This is a genomic window from Kribbella sp. NPDC043289 (genome assembly GCF_056436705.1).
Map to the genome: position 1 here is coordinate 1 of NZ_JBWKCB010000016.1, position 1412 is coordinate 1412.

The 1412-nt window shown below is 55.7% G+C and carries 1 other annotated feature (running past one end of the window).

Annotation, left to right across the window (positions count from 1 at the left end):
• Positions 1 to 19 precede the first annotated feature (19 nt).
• Positions 20 to 1412, reverse strand: a sequence feature (mutual gap in cmsearch alignment for this rRNA model is longer than 100) (it continues 1648 nt past the right edge of the window).

Genomic DNA, 1412 nt, shown 5'->3' on the forward strand with positions numbered 1-1412 from the left:
AGGCTTGAAGTCTTAAGTGTGTGACAAGCCCTCGGCCTATTAGTACCAGTCAGCTCCACACCTTACGGCGCTTCCACTTCTGGCCTATCAACCCAGTGGTCTACTGGGGGCCTTACCCGGTTAACCCGGTGGGAGACCTCATCTTGAAGCGTGCTTCCCGCTTAGATGCTTTCAGCGGTTATCACTCCCGAACGTAGCCAACCAGCCGTGCTCCTGGCGGAACAACTGGCACACCAGAGGTTCGTCCACCCCGGTCCTCTCGTACTAGGGGCAGCCCTTCTCAAGTCTCCTGCGCGCGCAGCGGATAGGGACCGAACTGTCTCACGACGTTCTAAACCCAGCTCGCGTGCCGCTTTAATGGGCGAACAGCCCAACCCTTGGGACCTACTCCAGCCCCAGGATGCGACGAGCCGACATCGAGGTGCCAAACCATCCCGTCGATATGGACTCTTGGGGAAGATCAGCCTGTTATCCCCGGGGTACCTTTTATCCGTTGAGCGACGGTGCTCCCACATGCCACCGCCGGATCACTAGTTCCGACTTTCGTCCCTGCTCGACATGTCTGTCTCACAGTCAAGCTCCCTTGTGCACTTACACTCAACACCTGATTGCCAACCAGGCTGAGGGAACCTTTGAGCGCCTCCGTTACCTTTTAGGAGGCGACCGCCCCAGTCAAACTACCCACCAGGCACTGTCCCTGATCCGGATAACGGACCAAAGTTAGACAGCCAGAACAATCAGAGTGGTATTTCAACGATGACTCCACCCGAACTGGCGTCCGAGCTTCACAGTCTCCCACCTATCCTACACAAATTGTACCGACCACCAATACCAAGTTGTAGTAAAGGTCCCGGGGTCTTTCCGTCCTGCTGCGCGTAACGAGCATCTTTACTCGTAATGCAATTTCGCCGAGTCCATGGTTGAGACAGCGCCCAAGTCGTTACGCCATTCGTGCAGGTCGGAACTTACCCGACAAGGAATTTCGCTACCTTAGGATGGTTATAGTTACCACCGCCGTTTACTGGCGCTTAAGTTCAAAGCTTCGCCGGCCGAAACCAGCTAACCTGTCCCCTTAACGTTCCAGCACCGGGCAGGCGTCAGTCCGTATACATCGAATTACTTCTTCGCACGGACCTGTGTTTTTAGTAAACAGTCGCTTGGGCCTGGTCTCTGCGACCTTCACCGCTTCCACCCGCAAAGGATGTAACGGATCCGGTCCCCCTTCTCCCGAAGTTACGGGGGCATTTTGCCGAGTTCCTTAACCATGGTTCACTCGATCGCCTTGGTATTCTCTACCTGATCACCTGTGTCGGTTTGGGGTACGGGCGGCTCTAACACTCACTGCGAAGTTTTTCTCGGCAGCATGGGATCATCCACTTCCCCTAAACGGGTCCGCCTCGGCTCTCAGGCTA